The sequence below is a fragment of the Kribbella sp. NPDC054772 genome (genome assembly GCF_053611945.1).
In genome coordinates this window covers 153,044-167,798 of sequence record NZ_JBSHBJ010000009.1, presented here as the reverse complement: position 1 = coordinate 167,798, position 14,755 = coordinate 153,044, and the positions used below count along the sequence as shown (strand labels likewise).

Annotated in this window: 13 protein-coding genes and 1 riboswitch; of the genes, 4 read left to right on the top strand and 9 right to left on the bottom strand. The window is 69.3% G+C overall.

What is annotated here, in order from left to right; genetic code table 11:
* Window positions 1-73: 73 nt before the first annotated feature.
* A complete protein-coding gene (locus tag ACWGID_RS17595) occupies window positions 74-1,000 on the bottom strand; it encodes a helix-turn-helix domain-containing protein (RefSeq protein WP_452197681.1) in 927 nt (308 codons plus the stop codon).
* Between the two features lie 141 nt (window positions 1,001-1,141).
* Here ACWGID_RS17595 and ACWGID_RS17590 point away from each other — a divergent pair, with 141 nt between their 5' ends.
* Window positions 1,142-1,468 (top strand): PadR family transcriptional regulator, encoded by a 327-nt coding sequence (locus tag ACWGID_RS17590; protein WP_387767423.1) that lies wholly within the window; start codon window positions 1,142-1,144, stop codon window positions 1,466-1,468.
* Window positions 1,465-2,709, top strand: coding sequence for a DUF1700 domain-containing protein (locus ACWGID_RS17585; RefSeq protein ID WP_452197679.1), 1,245 nt, complete (start codon window positions 1,465-1,467; stop codon window positions 2,707-2,709). Before ACWGID_RS17590 ends, ACWGID_RS17585 begins: the two co-directional genes overlap by 4 nt.
* A gap of 4 nt (window positions 2,710-2,713) precedes the next feature.
* Here the strand turns inward: ACWGID_RS17585 and ACWGID_RS17580 are convergent, their stop codons facing one another.
* The 5 genes from ACWGID_RS17580 to ACWGID_RS17560 form a co-directional block, all read right to left on the bottom strand.
* A complete protein-coding gene (locus ACWGID_RS17580; protein WP_452197677.1) occupies window positions 2,714-3,430 on the bottom strand; it encodes a GNAT family N-acetyltransferase in 717 nt (238 codons plus the stop codon).
* Between the two features lie 168 nt (window positions 3,431-3,598).
* On the bottom strand, window positions 3,599-4,606 hold the full coding sequence (locus ACWGID_RS17575) for an adenylate/guanylate cyclase domain-containing protein (protein WP_452197675.1): 1,008 nt from the start codon (window positions 4,604-4,606) through the stop codon (window positions 3,599-3,601).
* 48 nt (window positions 4,607-4,654) lie between these two features.
* On the bottom strand, window positions 4,655-5,053 hold the full coding sequence (locus tag ACWGID_RS17570) for a cyclic nucleotide-binding domain-containing protein (RefSeq protein ID WP_452197673.1): 399 nt from the start codon (window positions 5,051-5,053) through the stop codon (window positions 4,655-4,657).
* Between the two features lie 247 nt (window positions 5,054-5,300).
* Window positions 5,301-6,041 carry a class I SAM-dependent methyltransferase gene (locus tag ACWGID_RS17565; RefSeq protein WP_452197835.1) on the bottom strand — a complete coding sequence of 247 codons (741 nt, stop codon included), beginning with the start codon at window positions 6,039-6,041 and terminating at the stop codon, window positions 5,301-5,303.
* 98 nt (window positions 6,042-6,139) lie between these two features.
* On the bottom strand, window positions 6,140-7,342 hold the full coding sequence (locus ACWGID_RS17560) for a 3,4-dihydroxy-2-butanone-4-phosphate synthase (protein WP_452197671.1): 1,203 nt from the start codon (window positions 7,340-7,342) through the stop codon (window positions 6,140-6,142).
* A 293-nt stretch (window positions 7,343-7,635) separates the two neighbouring features.
* Here ACWGID_RS17560 and ACWGID_RS17555 point away from each other — a divergent pair, with 293 nt between their 5' ends.
* Together ACWGID_RS17555 and ACWGID_RS17550 are read left to right on the top strand one after the other, a co-directional pair.
* Window positions 7,636-9,162, top strand: coding sequence for a DUF4185 domain-containing protein (locus ACWGID_RS17555; RefSeq protein ID WP_452197669.1), 1,527 nt, complete (start codon window positions 7,636-7,638; stop codon window positions 9,160-9,162).
* Entirely contained in the window at window positions 9,159-10,730 is a 1,572-nt protein-coding gene (locus ACWGID_RS17550) for an RICIN domain-containing protein (protein ID WP_452197668.1), read from the top strand. The genes ACWGID_RS17555 and ACWGID_RS17550 overlap by 4 nt, the downstream gene beginning before the upstream one ends.
* On the opposite strand, the gene ACWGID_RS17545 is transcribed toward ACWGID_RS17550, so the two are convergent.
* From ACWGID_RS17545 to ACWGID_RS17535, 3 genes are read right to left on the bottom strand one after another with little or no spacing between them, the layout of a single operon-like run.
* Window positions 10,727-12,079: a threonine/serine ThrE exporter family protein gene (locus ACWGID_RS17545; protein ID WP_452197666.1), complete on the bottom strand. Its 1,353-nt coding sequence runs from the start codon at window positions 12,077-12,079 to the stop codon at window positions 10,727-10,729. The genes ACWGID_RS17550 and ACWGID_RS17545 overlap by 4 nt on opposite strands.
* Window positions 12,080-13,054 carry a sugar-binding transcriptional regulator gene (locus ACWGID_RS17540; RefSeq protein ID WP_452197664.1) on the bottom strand — a complete coding sequence of 325 codons (975 nt, stop codon included), beginning with the start codon at window positions 13,052-13,054 and terminating at the stop codon, window positions 12,080-12,082.
* Between the two features lie 33 nt (window positions 13,055-13,087).
* Window positions 13,088-14,539, bottom strand: a complete 1,452-nt coding sequence (locus tag ACWGID_RS17535) for an apiosidase-like domain-containing protein (RefSeq protein WP_452197662.1) — start codon at window positions 14,537-14,539, stop codon at window positions 13,088-13,090.
* A 47-nt stretch (window positions 14,540-14,586) separates the two neighbouring features.
* A riboswitch (FMN riboswitch) is annotated at window positions 14,587-14,720 on the top strand.
* The last annotated feature ends 35 nt before the right edge of the window (window positions 14,721-14,755 follow it).

Here is a 14,755-nt window from a genome sequence, read left to right as displayed (position 1 = left end):
TTTGGCTCCCGGCCCCCAGGCCGAGTCGTGAGAATCGGCTGACGATCCTGGCCAAATTCCACGACTCGGGGGGTTAGTTGCTTTCGGCTACGAAGTTCATGGGGTCGCCGAAGGCCAGGTCGGTGATGCCGGCGGTGTGGAAGGCGCCGACGAGGAGGGAGCGGCGGTGGGCGGCGAAGGTGAGGACGTGCGCGACCATGCCGCCGTACGTGAAGACTCGTGGGGGTTCGCAGGTGGTGTCGACGAAGCTTTCGTCGAAGCGGCCGTCCTCGTTCAACTGGTTGACCAGGGCCACGAAGCGGGCGCCGGCTTCGGCGTGCCGGACCCGGAGTTCGGGGATCGGCGTGACGACCTGCCGGCCGCATTCGGGGACCTGGAAGGGGCGGTCCTCGACCGAGGCCAGCCACATCTCCTCCTGCCAGACCAGCCGGTCGAGCAGGTACCTGATCGAGATGTCGTCGTCGATACCTTCGACGGACAGTTCGATCGGGCGGTCCAGGGTGGCGGCGTCCAGGCGGGCGCCGCGTTCGATCAGCTCACCGGTCAGCCAGACGTGATGCTCGACCATCCTGACAAGTACGTCCATCCCTCTCACCTTTCGTCGGGCCGGCAGCCGTAACCCGGCCGGCGGCTGGAAATGCACTCCACTCGGCGCCTCGAGGAAGAACACCCGCGACGCCTCCCGCCGCCACTCCCGTGGCGGCATTCCATAAGCCCTGGCGAACGCCCGCGTGAACGCCTCGTTCGACCCGTACCCGGCCTCGACGGCAACATCGAGTACGGCGACCTGCTCGGCCAGCAACCGGTACGCGGCCCGCTCCAGCAGCACCCGGCGCCGGAACGCGAACGGCGACTCGCCCGCCACCGCACCGATCACCCGGTCGAAGTGGAACCGCGACAGATGCGCCCGCCCGGCGAGATCGGTGCCGTTCACCGACTCGCACGGCCCGGCCAGTCCCGTCGCCACCGCTCCCACGAACTCCTCGAACACATCCGCCATGCCCACCACTGTGCCCCCAGTCGCGACGTTCCGACTTGATCGAAATTGCGGAACCTCTGACTGGTTAGCGGAGTACTCCGCAATATGTAGTAGTGTTCTCCGCGGAACACCGGGAGCGTGACCGGTGCCGGAGGAGGTCTGATGGACACGAGCCAGCTGCTCAAGGGCGTACTGGATCTCGCGGTGCTGGCCGTGCTGCGGGACGCCGACGGCTACGGGTACGACGTCCTGCGCCGCCTGCGCGCCGCGGGCCTGGAGGACGTCGCGGACGCATCCGTGTACGGCACCCTCCGGCGACTGTTCCAGGCCGGCGCGCTGACGTCGTACGTGCAACCGAGCGAGGAAGGCCCGCACCGGAAGTACTACGGGCTGAACAAGACCGGCCAGGAACTGCTGGCCCGATCGACCAAGACCTGGAACCACTTCGCCGACACGATGTCGGTCCTGCTGGAGGAGGAGGCCGCGTGAACAGCACCCTGACCGGAGCGGTCGCGATCTACCTGGCCCAGGTGCGGGCCGAGCTCAGCGACCTGCCGCCGGGTGAACTCGAGGACGTGCTGGAGGACGTGAGCGGTCACCTCACCGAGGTGGCGGCCGAGTTCGGCACCGAGCCGACCGTCACCGACCTGCAGGAGCGCCTCGGCACTCCGCGGCAGTACGCCGACCAGTTGCGCACCGCCGCGGGCTATCCGGCCCGTCCCGCGCCCGTCAGCCAGGGTCACGCCGACGCGGGCCGGAAGGCGCTGGGCTGGGGACTGATCGCCGCCACCGTCGGACCGTTCTTCATCGCGATCGGGATCTTCGCCTGGTCGCGGGACGAGACCGCGTTCTTCGGGATGCTCGGGTTCGGCGTGCTGTTCGTGGCGGCGTTCCTCGGCATCCGGGCGTTGCGCGGGAACGACCCGCGGATCGTCCTGGACACCCCGCGCGGGGAGCGCGGCGCGGAGGCGATCCGCGGCTGGATCGACCAGATCCCGCCGCACATCCGGCGCGAGCTGCTGACGATCGGCCAGCCGGTCTGGTGGGTCGCGCGCGGCGTGATCGGCGCGGGCGGGTTCTTCGCGCTGTTCGGCGCGGCGTCGGTGACCGTGGTCGGGGCGGTCGCGGGCGCGGCGGTGTCGATCTGGATCGGCCGGCGGACCCAGCAGGACCGGCGCTGGCTGTGGTACGTCGTACCGCTGAACGTCGTCGCGGCGATCGCGGTCCCGTCGTTCCTGGCGGCGGCGTACGCCGGCCAGTCGTTCGGGTTCCTCAACAACTACAACGACTACCGCGGCCGGACCTCGCACTACAACCCGCCGTCGAACGGCCTGACGCTGAACGGGACCGAGGTCACGAACATCTACCCGTTCGATGCCCAGGGCAAGCAGGTCCCGGTCCGGCTGTACGACCAGGAAGGGAACCCGATCAGCCTCGACCTGCAGGACTGCTCGGCCAACTTCGCGAACACTCGGCGGGACACCACCACCAACCTGTTCCCGCTCGCCGTGGTCACCCCGGACGAGAACGGCACCGTCGATCAGGAAAGCTGCAAGGACACCACCAAGGCCCCGTTCGTCCCACCGCCGGCGCCGGCGACCATCACCACGTCACCCATCCCGAGCGCGACCCCGACGGGCAAGCCCAGCTCCGGACCGACGACGAGCAGGCCTCCGACCGCGGCCACCTCCAAGCCCGGCGTCACGCTCACCGTCGAACCCACCCGGTGAACGGCTACAGGTGCGCCGCCGCCACCCGGCGGTACCTGTAGCCCAACCGTTCGTACACCGCGATCGCGGCCGCGTTGTCACCGTTCACCATCAACGCGACCCGCCCGTGCCGCTTGACCAGCTCGGCCGTCACGAACGCGCACACCTGCCGCGACAATCCCTTGCCGCGAGCAACAGGATGCGTCGCCACCCCGGCCAGGAACCCGACCCCGGGCGCACTCCACGCATCCGCCGCGATACTCAGCAGCTCACCACGATCGCCCGTCACCGCGGCCCACCGCCGTACGCCGGGATGCCCGGGCCACGCGTACGACGACGGCGACGCCTCGGTGAGCAACGCCTCGACGCCGGCGTCCCCGTCCAGCCAGGCGGCCGTCGTGGTGACCTCCGGGATCTCGGACGCATCCATCCACCCGAACGCCGCCGCGAACTCCAGCCCCGGCACACGCTCGGCCAGCCCGCGGATCAACTCTTCGTCGCCGAACGGTCGGTACGACGGCCCGACCTCGGCCAGCACGCTCGTCGTCAACCGCGCCGCGTCGTCGATCGAGCCGACCACAGCCAGCCGATCGTGTTTCGACACCTCCGGCGAGGCCACCGCCACCGAGGACCCTTCGCACCAAACGCGCACGCCAGCCGCGAATCCCTGAGCCGCCCAAGCGATCAGCGGATCGCCCCCACTCACCAACTCCAGCTGAGCCGGCGCATCGATCTCACGCACACGCTCAACCTTAGGCCAGCCCCCTGACACGGCAGCGATCGGCCGGGCCTTGCTGAGTGGTGCAGGTCCGATGCGGATCTGCAGGCCATCACAATCCGCGAGTCACCGCGGTGCTGAGCGTGCGTGCCGCGCCCGCAGCGCGATTGTGATGGCCTGGCGGTCCGCCACCTACCCGTCGGCGCGCTGCACTGCGTACGGCGTGAGGTGGCGGTAGCCGCGGACGGAGACTCGGCGGAGGCGGTGCAGGGCGTAGGCGGGGTGGCCGTCGAGGGCGGCGGCGAGTTCGCGGTCAGCGAGCACGCGGCCGGGTTTGCACTCGGTGGTCAGGCGAGCGGCGAGGTTGACGACCTCGCCGTACACGTCACCGAGGCGGATCAGGATGGTCCCGTACGCGAGACCGATCCGCAGCTCGGGGAGTTCCCCGTCCGCGCTCACCGCATCCTGGAGCGCGAGCGCGACCGCGGCACCCTGCGCCGCGGTGTCGGTGACGAACAGCACCTCGTCACCGATCGACTTGATTACCCGCCCGCCGTTCAGCGCGACGACGTCGGCGGCCATGCCCTCGAACCGCTCGATCAGTTCACCGAGCTCGGCCTCGGTCAACCGCCGCGTCAGTCGCGTGTAGCTGACGATGTCCGCGAACCCGACGGCACGCACACCGCGCGCGAGCTCGTCCGACCCCGCCACCGCGCGCCCGGCGGCCGCGGCGAGGTGCCGGCGCCACACGTAGGTCTGCAACCGCTCCATCGCGGGCAACAGCAGGCCCGCGACCTCGACCGCCTCGTCCGCCGACAGCTCGGTCCCGCCGAGGAAGTCCAGGAACATCGCGGACTGCCACGACGCCAGCCGGGACTGGGTCTGCCCGAGCTTGCGCGCCAGCGAGGACTCCATCTCGGGCTCGATGAACCCGTCGTCCTCGAGCGCCGCGACCAGCCGCAGCGCCTCGACGTCGTCCTCGGTGAACGCCACCTCGTCGTCCGGCACCGTCGCGAACCCGAGCGCGTGCCACATCCGCTCGGCCCGTTGGATCGAGATCCCGGCCCGCTCGGACACCTGCACCCGGGTGAACTTCCGCTCGCCGCCCAGCAGCGTCTGCTCGAACTCCCGCGACAGCGCGCCCAGGTCCACCTGTCCCGCGGCAACCTGCTCGCCGGCAGGCTCATCGGACGCGCTCACGCCCACGTGTCCCCCAGCCGCCTGCGCCGTCGTCCGCGGACCGCAGGGTCAGGACGTCCCACGACGCTCGGCGATGGTGGCGTCGATCGCATCCCGGAACGCGGGCAGCCGACGCGTCAGGTCGTCGAACTTCTCCCGGGTGAAGTGCAGCAGCTGCAGCCGCGACTTCGCCGTCACGGTTGCCGTCCGCAACGTGTTCTTCCGGACCGCGACCTCACCGGCGATGTCACCGGGTCCGAGCTCGGCGATCTCCTGGCCCTTCTCGCGAACCGCCGCCGTACCGCTGAGGATCAGGTACGCCGCGTCCGGTGGGGTCTGCTCCAGAATCAGCGACCACCCGGCCGGTACCGAGACTTCCTCGCCGGCGCGGAAGATGTCCCGGATGTCTCGTCCGGACAGATCCGCGAACAGCGGCAGGTCCCGTGGGGACGTCCTACCCAGTGCCACGTCGATCCTCCTCGTCGGCACGGTGCCCGCCGGGCCACCCCGGCGATCCGCCGATGTTTCCAGTCGGTAACTCTAGCGGCTCGTGCCCGCCGCGGTCACCCGGAGGTCGCAAACACCAGAAATCGGCGGTACTTCGTCCGTTGCCCACTGCACATACCCGTCCGGGCGCACCACGATCCTCGCCGCGGGGATGTGCGCCGCATTGCCGGCCACGCGGTGAAGGGTTACTCAGGTGGCTAAATTTCTGTCAAGCGCGGGCCGAGACGAGCAGGATCGGTGGGCGGCGGCGGTGGATGGCGAGGTGCGGGTGGGCGGCGACCTGGGCCGGGGTGGGGACGGGTTCGTCGATCAGGTCGAGGTGGAAGCCGTGCCGGCGGAGGGTGGCGACGATCGAGCCGATGGTGCGGTGGTACTTCACGACGCCGTCCACGAACCAGGTCCGCTCGCGGCGGCCCTCGTCGGCGTAGTCGTCAACCACACAGTCGGCGCCCACTCGCGGAGCCGTCATCACCGGATGTTCGATCGTGAACACGAACGCGCCTGGCCAACTCGAACCACGGCCACACGAACCACGCCGACTCGAGCCGCGCCCACTCGAACCAGGCCCACTCGAGGCACGCCCAGGCGAGCCGCGGAGCCAGCGGGCCGCGCGGGCGACCAGGCCGTCGAAATCCTCGACGTAGTGCAGCGCCATGCTGCTGACCACGAGGTCCACGGAAGCCGGCGGGAGGTCGAACGTGGCGAGATCGGCCCGCTGATACCGCACCCGAGGATGCCGAGCCGCCGCCGCCAACATCTGCTCCGACCCATCAACCCCCAGCACCTCACCAACCCCCGCCTCCACAAGCCGAACCCCCAACCCCCCTTCCCCACACCCCAAATCCACCACCCGAACCCCAGCCAACGCTGGAACGTCGCCCGCACCGAGCGCACCGTCCGCGGCGGCCGCGGCCCCCGCGACTGAGAGTTGGCGTAAGGCCGCGTTCATTGCGGGAATTTCCAAAGCGTCGTTGATGCCTTGGCTTGTTCGGCGCAGTTCGCGGTAGCCGCGCAGGAAAGCAGGGTCGTCGTACAGCTCCGCGCCGTTCACAGCGACCGCTCCAGGTCGTGGATGTCGATCATCGGCAGCTCCCAGCGGAGGGCGAACTGTTCCAGGTCGGCAGCGCCAGCCATCACCCCGTCGGCACGCATCACCTCGCAGCAGACGCCCACCGGAGCGAGTCCGGCCGCCTTACACAAAGCAACGGTCGCCTCGGTGTGACCTTGCCGCTCCGCCAGCAACCCAGGCCGAGCCGCCAGCGGAAACACATGCCCAGGCCGCAAGAAGTCACCAGCCACCGCCTCAGGCGAAGCCAACCGCCGAACGGTCGCAGCCCGCTCAATCGCAGACACCCCAGTCCCCCCAGAAGCCGCCAGGTCGACAGGAACATGCATGGCGGTGCCTTGACGGTCCCCGCCGCCCGGGATCGGGCCGATCGCCAACCGCCGGAGTACGTCGGCATCGCACGGAACCGTGGTGTGACCGCAAACCTGGGTGAGCAGGAAACGCATCGCCTCCGGCCGGAAACGCTCACCGGCGAACACGACATCCCCCTCGCCCTCAGCCGTCGGATCCCACACGACGACCCCACCACCGGCCGCGATCTGCGCGACCACCTTCTGTACGCCGGCCTGCCCGCTCAACTGCCCCGCCCACGGCAACTGCGCCACCGCGCGCATCAGCTCGGCCCCCTGCCCGTCCCGCGCCATCCGAACCAACAGGTCGCTCTCGAGATTCACCCGGTCGCCGGCAACGAGCCCACCGAGCTTCGTCTTGGACAACGTGTTCGGCACCAGCACCACGGTGAACCGATCCTTCAACACCTCCGCGACAGTGATGCTCACCCCGTCGACAGCAACCGAGGTCTTGGCCACCAACCGCGCCAGCAACCGCTCCGGCGGCTTGATCCAGACCCGATGCCCGCCGGGCTCAACGTCGACTCGCAACACCTTGCCGACACCCTCGACATGGCCCTGGATCAGATGCCCGTCGATCCGGTCGCCGATCGCCACCGGCAGTTCGACATGCACCGCCATCCCGCCAGCGACCCGATCCAGCGTCGTACGCCGTCGGGTCTCGTCGGTGACCACGACCCGGATCTCGCCGGGGTCACCGGGCTCGGCAGTGAACCTGATCCCGTCCAGGCACACCGCGCCACCGGGCGCGACCGGCACCTCCGACGTCACCCGGAGCAGGTCGCCGGCGACCTCGGCGACGGTGCCTACGTGCTCGATTCGTCCTGTGAACATGCTTCGCTCTCCGCCACTCGATCATGGCCAGGGACCGCCCGGGTGCCCGACGGGGCACCGGAGTCCGAGCTGAAGCGGGGTATCACCGCATGGCCCCGGTAGCACCGGGTCACTCCGCCTTCCGGCAGAGCCGACGGGCCCGGAAGCAGTTCGCTTCCCACCGTCACACCGTGGAATCGCACCACCCGGCAGTAAACCACACGCCACCCGTTGACCCTGCCGACAGCCGCGGTTACGGTGGCGAGCAATCGATTTCTCGACCGGCTCTCTGACCACCGCCCTAGGAGACCCTGATGCGGAAACGATGGTTGCTAGTCCTGCCTGCCCTGATCACAGCGGCCGTGGTGCCCGCCGACCGGTCAACTCCCGCCCAGGCAGCGCCCACTCCCTCGCCGGTGCAACGCGTCGCGAAACTCACCGGCCCGCAGTCGATCAACGACACCGAGGCCCGGTTCGCACTGAAGGCGACCGACCTCGGCATCCTCTGGGACAACGGCTCCGGCGAGATCCTCACCGCGTTCGGCGACAGTTACGGCAGCGGCTGGACCGGCCCGGGCGGCGGCGCCGGCGACCAGGCGACCATCGACTGGCGCTGCAACCTGCTGTTCCGCAGCAAGGACGACACCCTGGCCGACGGGATGACCCTGGACTCGGCCGCCGAGGACAAGCCCGGTCACGCCAAGGAGTTCCTGCCCTGCAAGAAGGTCGACCGCGACGAGCACACCGTGATCCCGACCGCGGGGATCTCGGTCGGGAAACGCCAGTACGTGCAGTACATGTCGGTCAACTACTGGGGCCCGGCCGGCAGCTGGTTCACGAACTACTCCGGTTTCGCCTACTCCGACGACAACGGCGAGAACTGGACCAAGGATCCAGACGCCCGCTGGCAGAACACCAAGGCCTGGGACGACAACTTCCAGATGACCGCGCTGGCCAAGGACAAGGGCTACGTCTACATGGTCGGTACGCCGAACGGCCGGTTCGGCAGCGCGCACCTCGCCAGAGTCCCGCAACAGCAGGTCCTGCAGAAGAAGGCCTGGCGCTACTGGGACGGCCGCACCTGGTCGCCGCAGGAGACCGCCGCCGTACCGATCGCGGCCGGTCCGGTCGGCGAGGTCTCGGTGCAGTGGAACGCCTACACCGGCAAGTGGCTGATGATGTACCTCGACGAGCACCGCGCCGCGATCGTCCTGCGCTCGGCCAAGGACCTCACCGGCCCGTGGAGCGGTGAGCAGGTCGTTGTCAAAGGCACCGACTATCCAGGCCTCTACGGATCCTTCATGCACCCGTGGTCGACGGGGCCCGACCTCTATTTCACGATGGCGCAGTGGGACCCGTACAACGTGTTCCTGATGCACACGAAGCTCACCGACGACGCCCAGCCGGCCAACCTGATCAGCGACCCCGGCTTCGAGGCCCAGACCAGCGGTACGCCGTCCGCGCCCTGGCAACTGAGTGGGACCGGCGGCATCGACCGCACCAACCTCGGACACAGCGGCACGAACAACGCGTTCGTCCGGGACTCGATCGGCACTCACCAACTGCAGCAGACCGTCGCCGTGCGCCCCGGTCACCGCTATCGGCTGTCCGCCTGGATCCGCACCGCGGACAACACGTCCGAAACCATGCTCGGCGTCCGAACGCTGCGTGGACAAACGATTGCGCAACAGTCCGGCGGCGCGCATCCGCAGTACACGCAGGTGAGCGTCGACTTCGACTCCGGCAAGGAATCGCTGGTCCAGGTGTACGCAGGCTTCTTCGGGCACGGTCAGGATGTCTGGCTGCAACTCGATGACGTGGTGCTGGAGGAGGTCCGATGAAGCGACTACTGCTGGCCCTGCTGATCATCGTCAGCGCCCTGACAGCTCCAACCACAGCCCAAGCGGCCACCGGCCAACTGCTCCGCGACGAGACCGGCCTCTACCCGCGCGCGATCCGCCTCGAGCACAGCGGTACGGCGAACGGGCGGGTACTCGCGAGCGTCGTGACGTTCAGCGGCAACAACGGTCTCGGCGCGATCTACGAGAGCACCACCAACGGCACCAGCTTCACCCAGATCGGAACTGTCGCCGACCCACAAGCCTCAGCGGGCAAGGGCCTGTGCTGCGCGACCCTCTTCGAACTCCCTCAAACAGTCGGCGCCCTACCGGCCGGCACGCTCCTGTGGGCCGCATCGGTCGGCGCCGACGCGCGCCCGATGTCGCTCCGGATCTGGAAGAGCAACGACGTCGGCCGCACCTGGAGCTACCTCTCCAGCTGCGCGACCACAACCACCACCAAGGGACTCTGGGAGCCTGAGTTCTCCGTGTCGGCCGACGGCCATCTCGTCTGCCACTACTCCGACGAGACCGACTCGGCCCACAGCCAGAAGCTGATGGAAGTGCGCAGTACCGACGGTGTCACCTGGACCGACCCGTCGCCCACCGTGTCCAGTCCGACGTTCGGGCACCGTCCCGGCATGCCCGTCGTACGGCGACTGCCGAGCGGGACGTACGTGATGTCGTACGAGATCTGCGGTCTCGGTGGGCAGTACGACTGCGCGGCGCACACCCGCCAATCGACCGACGGCTGGAACTGGGGTTCGCCGTCCGATCTCGGCTTCCGCGCGCAGACGGTCGACGGCAAGTACTTCACCCATGCCCCGACGATCGCCCTGGCGCCGAACGGCAAGCTGCTGCTGATCGGCCAGATCCTGCAGAACGCCGACGGATCCGTCGCCGCCGACAACGGCCGCACCATCCTCACCAACACCGAAGGCGGGAACGGCAACTGGTACGAACTGCCCGCGCCGGTCGCGGTCAACAACCCCTACAACAACTACTGCCCGAACTACAGTTCGCCGATGCTCGTCTCACCCGATGGCACCAGCGTCCTGGAACTCGCCTCCGACTACGACGGCACGGTCTGCAAGACGTACTTCGCCACCGGGTCCACGATCGGCACCCAGGACGCGGGCGGTCTGACCGATGCGACGTACCGGCTGGTCAGTGCGCAGAGCGCGAACTGCCTCGACGTCTCCGCGGACTCCCGGGAGCCGGGCGGGAACATCCAGCAGTGGACCTGCAACAACCTCGGTCCGCAGAACTTCCAGCTCACGTCCGAGGGCAACGGGTACTTCCGGTTCCGCGGGCAGAACAGCCAGCTCTGCATGGAAGTCGCGAGCAACTCGTCCACACCCGGGGCGAACGTCCAGCAATGGACCTGCCAGGACGGCGGCTGGCAGCGGTGGAAGGCGGTGAACGTCGGGCGCGGGTACTACACGTTCGTCGGCCAGAACAGCAATCTCTGCCTCGACGTGGCCGGCGGCTCGACCGCACCCGGCGCGAACGTCCAGGTGTGGACGTGCAACAACCTCCAACCACAGATCTGGCGACTAGAACGCCGCTAGGCGGCACCCCGTCGGCGGCGGGTCCTTCGGGGCCCGCCGCTGCGGCGGCGAACCGGTCGGCGAGGTCCGACCAGACGGGGACCGGCCAGCCGGTCCTCGAGGCGGCGGGCCTCGCGGCGGATCGGCTGGGCGACGTACTCACCGAGGATCAGGCCGGACGCGATGGCGATCGCGATCGCCACGGCGGTGGCGAGGCTGACGATGCCGAAGATGTTGCCGCGGCTCATCAGTTCGTAGAGCCCGCGGTAGATCGTCAGTCCGGGCAGCAACGGGATCGAGCCGGAGACGACCACGATCAGCGGCGGGATCCCGGTCCGGCGGCCGAGCGAGTAGCTGCCGATACCGACCACGAAGGCCGCCGCCGCGGTGGACCAGGCCGGCCCGAACGCCGCGCGACTCATCATCGTGAACACCAGCGAACCCAGCGCCCCCAGGATCGCGACCGGCAGCAGCGCCCGCAGCGGCGCGTACGACGCGTACGCGAAGGCCACCGCCATCACCGCGCCGGAGCTGACCATGACCGGGAGATTCGACAACTGCACCATCTGCGCCTCGATGCCGACGTTCAGCCCGAGCTTCAGGCCGATCGCGAGACCGAGCGAGACGCCGGCGATGATGCCACCGGTGAGCAGCATCGCCTCGAGACTTCGGGCCGCCGCCGTCACGTAGTACCCGGTGATGGCGTCCTGGACGGCACCGGTGAGGGCGATCCCGGCCAGCAACATGATGATGCCGGCGGCAACGACGAGGGACGGTTTCACCGGCGCGTGCACGGCGTACAGGACGAGCGCGACGGCGGTCGCCACAAAGGCGCCCGCGACCTGCTGGTAGAACGCGGGCAGTCGCTGCCGGTTGAACCAGCGGTTGTTCAGGTCGATCACGACCGCGGTGAGGATCGCCACCGCCGTGATCAGCCAGCCGCCACCGAGCAGCAGCGTCGCGCCACCGGCCATCACGCCCCACGCGAGCACCGCACTCCACCGCGGGTACGGCGGACCCGCGGACGTCAGCCGGGCCAGCTCGCGGGAAGCCTCCTCGCGCGTCACGTCGCCGCGGGCGAACCGGCGTACCAGCCGGTCGACGTCGGTCAGCCGGGAGAAGTCCTGCGAGCGGTACCGGACCAGGCGGATGTGTGTCTCGGGGGCGACGTCGGGCGCCTCCTGGTACGAGACGGCCATCGAGGTGAACGTGATGTCGACCTCGCAGCCGCGCAGTCCGCCGGCCGCGGTGACACCGAGGATCGTCGCGGTCGCGTCCGCCGTACCGGCGCCGCTCGACAGCAGCACCTCACCGACCCGCAAGGCCAGGTCGATGGTGGCGTAGACCTCCCGCTGCTCTTCAGGTTCCATCTACTCTTCGAGCAACCGGTGTGCCATGGCCAGGTCGGTGATCAGGATGTTCACCCAGCCACCGAGCAGGGCAGCGCGGATCGCCGAGTGCTTGCGGTCGCCACCCGCCACCCCGATCCGCCGCGGTACCGCCAGCAACTCCTTCGCGGTCACCCCGATGACCCGCTGGTCGAACGTCGAGCGCACTAGCTTTCCCTCTTCGTCGAAGAACCGGAAACACACGTCCCCGACGGCACCGAGTCGGCGCAGTTCGTCCTGGTCCGCCTCCGCGACCGCGTTGCCACTGCGCTGCAGCAGCGGTGAAGGCTCCAGGCTGCCGATCCCGACCAGGGCGTCGGTGAGTTGTCCCCAGGTGCCCAGAACGTCCCGAACGGACACATCGTTCATCATCGCCCGCCGGACGCCCGGCGTCCCGACCAGGCCGGGCGCGGGCAGGTAGACCGGCATCCCGCCGGTCAGCTCGGCGAACCGCGCGGTCAGCCGGGTGGCCTGCATCTGCACCGCGGCGTCGCCCAGACCGCCGACGATCTGGACCACCTTGTCGACCACCGGCACGCTCTTGCGCGGCATCCGGTCGACGGCGCTGATCAGCGTTTCGCTCCAGGACGAGATCCCGACTACGTGCCCGCCGGTGAGCGTCATGTCCAGGTACGCCGCCGCGCCCGAACCGAGCGCGGGCAGCACCTCGTCGCCGATCCCGGCGGTGTCGACGACCACTGCGTCGCGCAGCCCGTACTTGCCCTGCAGTTCGTCCTCGAGGTCGCTGTGCACGCCGCTCGGCATGGTCACCACGGTGTGCACGATGCCGACCTCGACGGCCTGCTTGAGCATCCGGGACACCCGCGCCTGGGACAGGTTCAGCTCGGCGGCGATCTGCGGCTGCCGGATGCCCTTCTCGTGGTACATCCGGGCCACCTTCGCGAGCAGCCGCAGCTCGTCCAGCCCGGGCTGGCGCACCGCGCGGTTGCTGTTCACCGGCTCCCCCTTCACGAGAACGATCAGACTGGACTATAGGCAGATGTAGACCCGCGGCGCGCCACCCGCGTCAGGCAGCGGACTTCCCGGCGTGTCCCGTACGCCGCTCGCGACCACCGAACCGTCCCGTGGGTCGACGATCGTGTAGCCCAGCGGGACGCTGTCGTCGAACACCATCACGGGCCCGCCGGTGTCGCGGTACACGATCAGCATCCCGTTCGCTCCGCGCAGCGCCCGGCCGGAGATCACCCGGGTCCAGTCCGGGACCATGTCCGTCGTCGGCAGGCCGGCGAGGATCTTCCCGAGCAGTCCGACGTACGCCGATCCCTCGAAGCCGACCGCCTCGCGCCAGCCCGCGCCCGGGGCGAGGAAGAACTCCGAGTGGCCCGGCTCCTCGGGGTGCAGGCGCCACTGCCACAGGCTGCCCGCCCCGTAGACGACGCCCATCGTGCCGCCCGCGCACAGGTTGCTCCACGCCTCGTGCCCCTGCCACCAGCCCTCCGCGACCCCGGTCCGGCCGGTGTGCTCGTACGTCGGTTCGCCGTTCGCGACTGCCTTCACGGGCTGGTTGCGCCACATGTCCGCGACCCGCTCGGGCACGTGCTCGCCGGTGTGTCCGGTCTGGCACCACTGGAAGTCCAGCCAGTCGGCGTCCTGATGCGCCGCCGGCCGGATGTGCGGCCGGTAGTGGATGCCTGTCGGTTGCTCGTAGCAGTCCACGGCCTGGACCTCTGCGCCGCCCGCTGCGGTCTGCGGCTCGGTGCCCGCGCCATCCGCTCCGACCAGGTAGATCGCCGGCTGAGCGCCGTACCGCGCGACGAGATAGCGGCAGTAGGCGGCGTACTCCTCGGGTGGGACTACCGTGCCGGCGACGTCGAGGCCCTTCCAGCCGAAGCCGTGGAAGACCGGCTGGAGGACCGGGACGATGCCGTGGTCGACGAGGATCCGGAGCAGTACGTCGAGGTACTGGAAGTACTCGGTGTTCGGCTGCAGCAGGTGCCCGTCGGCGAGGTCCTCGAAGCCCACGCCGAAGCCTTCGTCCTGCGTCCGGTCGCGGGGGCCGACGGCGCGCATGTCCGGCTGGACCGACATCAGCAGGACGGCGTTGAACCCCTTCGCCTGTCTGTCGGCGGCGTACTCACGCACTTGGTCGGGGGTGGCACGCCAGGGCAGCGCCCAGGCGGTGTCGGCCACCAGCACCGCGGGCGTGCCGTCCGCGTGCACGAGGCTGCGGCCGCCGGGCGACATCTTCCAGAACCCGTGCGCGTAGAACGGGTTGCTTTCGTCCTCGGCGACCGAAACCTCGAACTCACCGCCCGACCACGTCCACAGACCAGGAAGCGGCGGGGCGAAGCGGACCTTCCGGCCCGCGTCGCCGTCGAGGAAGGTCGGCCGCCGCAGGACGACGCCGGTCTCGTGCGCGAACTCGGCCCACTCGGTGGTGGCGGGCAGCTCGATCTCCCGCCAGACGGATGAGATGGACATGACACTCCCGGGACGCTGGTTGCCGTTAAGCTGAGGACGAGAAGAACACACGTGCTCTGGGGTCGGTGAAATTCCGAGCCGGCGGTGACAGTCCGCGACCCGTGACTTCGCAAGAAGAAGCGGTTGACCTGGTGGAACTCCGGGACCGACGGTGAAAGTCCGGATGGGAAGACGCACGTGGCAGCCGCACGTTCCCTGACGGGGGACGTGAGGCTT